The organism is Ideonella sp. P3_A4 (genome assembly GCF_056403075.1).
Genome location: NZ_JBFUGE010000686.1, coordinates 1 through 2,987, shown reverse-complemented (window position 1 = coordinate 2,987; position 2,987 = coordinate 1). Strand labels below are relative to the sequence as shown.

2 protein-coding genes are annotated in these 2,987 nt (G+C 66.2%); both read right to left on the bottom strand.

The genetic code is table 11. From position 1 onward, the window contains the following. A partial coding sequence (locus tag AC1DYI_RS31145) for a hypothetical protein (RefSeq protein WP_477207985.1) occupies nt 1-833 on the bottom strand: 833 nt, incomplete at its 3' end. A gap of 52 nt (nt 834-885) precedes the next feature. Beyond that, a complete protein-coding gene (locus AC1DYI_RS31140; protein WP_477207984.1) occupies nt 886-2,913 on the bottom strand; it encodes a neutral/alkaline non-lysosomal ceramidase N-terminal domain-containing protein in 2,028 nt (675 codons plus the stop codon). Nucleotides 2,914-2,987: the final 74 nt, after the last annotated feature.

Sequence of the window (2,987 nt, the reverse complement as noted above, 5' to 3'; positions counted from 1 at the left end):
CGGTCGTACTGCTGCGCGTCGAAGCGGTCGTTGCGGGCGAGCTGCTCGACCTGCTCGGGCGGGAAGAACTGGCCGCGCACCTGCGCGATCAGCCGGGCCTTGTCAGCCTCGTTGGTTGCGTCCAACAAGGTCAGGCGCAGCGTGAGCTGGTACTGACGGGCGCGCTCGTTGGGATCGTTGGCCGCCGGGGCCGGTTCGGCCTGCAACAACGGGGCACGCAGCGCCTCGGCCGCGGCCAGGCGTTGCGCCAGCGGCAGATGGGCGGCATCACGCTCGATGAACTGGTCGAGCTGGGCCTGGTAACGCAACTGCGCCTCTTGCCGGCCGAACAGCAGCTGCGCATTGTCGGCACCCAGCACCAGGGCCCGCACGCGGCTGACCGCGTCGATGCGCTCTTGCAGCGGCTGCTGGGTCGACATCAGCAACGCCGACATCTGCGGCCCGAGCAGCGGCAGGCGAGCCAGGATGTCGGTCAGCGTTTGTCGTTGCGACGCGGACAGGCCTGCAAGAACCTCGTCGAGGCAGGGGCTGGGCGCGGTGCCGCCGCAAAGCTTTTCCAGCTGTCGTAGCGATTGAGACAGGTCACCGGCGCCGCCGAGTGCGGTGGCAAGTTGCCGGCTCAGGCCGCTGCGCTCGTCGCGGGTGCGGGGCTTCTCGACCTTGTCCATGGTGGCAACACCCGCCGCCGCGGCCAGCGCAGCGGGTGGGGCGGTGGCAGCGGGGCCGAGCGACGCAGCGGCTTCCTGGATCGCAGAGTTGCCGCTGACGGCCCACCCGAGCAACACGATGCCTGTGCAGGCTGCCGTCAAAGCGATGGATTGAAACGGCTTCATCGTTTTATGACTGGAGTCGGGACACCGCCTCGTAAGCGGCGCCCGACGATAGTCAGTTCACTTGAAAAGTTCGTGACGTGCCGGAATAGGCCGAGATAGCCCCCGTCCAGCCGCTCTTCCAATGACCGAAATGGCGGATGCGGTAGGTGCCGGGCTGCGCGTTGGCCGGAATGCGCCACTCCACGTCGACCCGCGAATTGGCGATGCCTTCGCGGCGCCAGGTGTAGGTGGTCTCGAAGTCCCAGTCGTTGGCGACGGTGTCCCAGTTCGAGCCGTTCAGTCGCTCGACCTTGAGGAAGGTGTCTTGCGTGCGCAGGTTGTTCTTCGGGTGCCCGGCGCGGAAGGTGACCACCGCCTTGCTGCCACGCGCGTAGCTGCTGTTGGGCTGCGTCAGCACCTGGCCGAAGCTCTGGAACAGCGGCTTGTCGTCGAACACCACGCCGGGGCGTTCCAGCCGGATCTCGTTCGACTTGTCCGGCGGCGTACCGGTGTCGGCCAATGTGGTGCCTTGCGCCAGTGCCGCGGACAGGTCGTGCGTGATCTGCTCGACGGCCGCGCTGGCATAAGGCCCGTACTCGGTGCTGGCGCCCTCGTAGTGCTGCAGCTGGAACTCTTCGTGCGTGGCGAGATAACCGGAGTAGCTGTTCGACAAGCCGGCGATCACCGCGGTGGTCACCCCCTGCCCGGCCAGCTGTTGCAGCACCTGTGYGCGAATGCGGCGGCCGGACATCGTGGTCACCTCATATGGCACGCCGATGATCGCCAGCGGGCCGACCACCATCACCTGGTGCGGCAGCACCTCGGGCACCCAGTCGAGCGCGCCGGTGGCCAGCATGTTGGGCTTGGGCCATTGGCAAGGGTCGTCGGCGCCGAGCGTGACGACGTTGAAGGTGAACAGGATCGCGCTGGCCAATGGCGAAGTCAGGAACAACTCGGCGGCCGTGGCCAGGTTGGTGTTCTCGTTGGTCATGCCCTCGTACATGCCGGGGATGGTGCCGGGGCCGTTCTCGCCGCCGGCCGCCATCGAGTAGCCGCGCGCCGCGGTGCACAGCGTCTTCGCCGAGGTCTTGGTGAACTCGGGCCGCACGACGAAGCCGTTCATCGCCGTCCACTGGTGGCGGTAGTCGATGCGGTCATACAGCCGCTGGCCGGTCTGCGCGTATAGCTCCTTCGCCTTCTGCAGCTGCCGGCTGCCGTCGACCTCGACGTTGGTGTATTCGTCGGGGCTGCCTTCGTAGCCGGGGGCCGAGTGCGCATTACCTTGTGACGAGACGACGTCGCCTTCATCGCTGTTCGAGAAGGCCGCGACGAAGGTTTCGCGCGCGCTGTAGTCGCTGGCCTTCGAGCGCTCGAAGAACGACTCGGCGTAGCCCTTGCTGTCCGAGCTGATCTTGGTCTGCAGCATGCTCAGCGCGGTCGGGTGGATCGAGAACCAGTTCAGCAAGCCGACCTCCTGGCCGTTGTCCTTGCGGAACTTCAGCTGGGTCATCGTCTTGTTGGTGTCGTAGGGCGACTGGTTCACCTCCGGGTTGGTCTGGTATGCCAGCGCAGAGCGGTTGCGCGTGGCGCCAAGCAACTCTCCCTGGACCAGCTCGACGCTGCCAGGTGCGAGGTTTTGATGCGCCCGGTCGATCGCCGCAACGATGCCGTTGACGGCGGCGTTGTAGGCCTGCGAGCTGTAGCCGAAGAGCGACTTGTCGGCCGAGGCCAGTGTGTAGAGCGTGTAGTGCGAGTGGCCCGCGTTGCCCGAATGGGTATGCGTGGCGGCCAGCATCACGTTGCTGTGGTCGTAGAGGTTGCCGTACTTGGCCTTGAGCTTCTTGACGACCTCGAGCTTGATCGACTGGAACATCGCGCCAAGGTCGGCGTTCACATAGACGACCCGCTTGCCGCTCGTCGGGCTCTGGATGATGAAGGCCCGCGCTCGCAGCCGCATGTGCAGGCCGTCGGCCTCTTGCTGCGCGACGTAGCCGAACATGCCCGTCTCGGCCACCGGCCCGGTGATGTCGTAGACACCGGTGCCGATGTTGAACTCACCTGCCGACGCGCCTTGCCCCATCAGGGCCAGGGTTGCAGCCATCAGCCCGCGGCAGGCGAATGTGTTCAGCCCACGGTGGGCTGGGGTCCCGTGCTTCATGAAATGCCTCTCTAGGT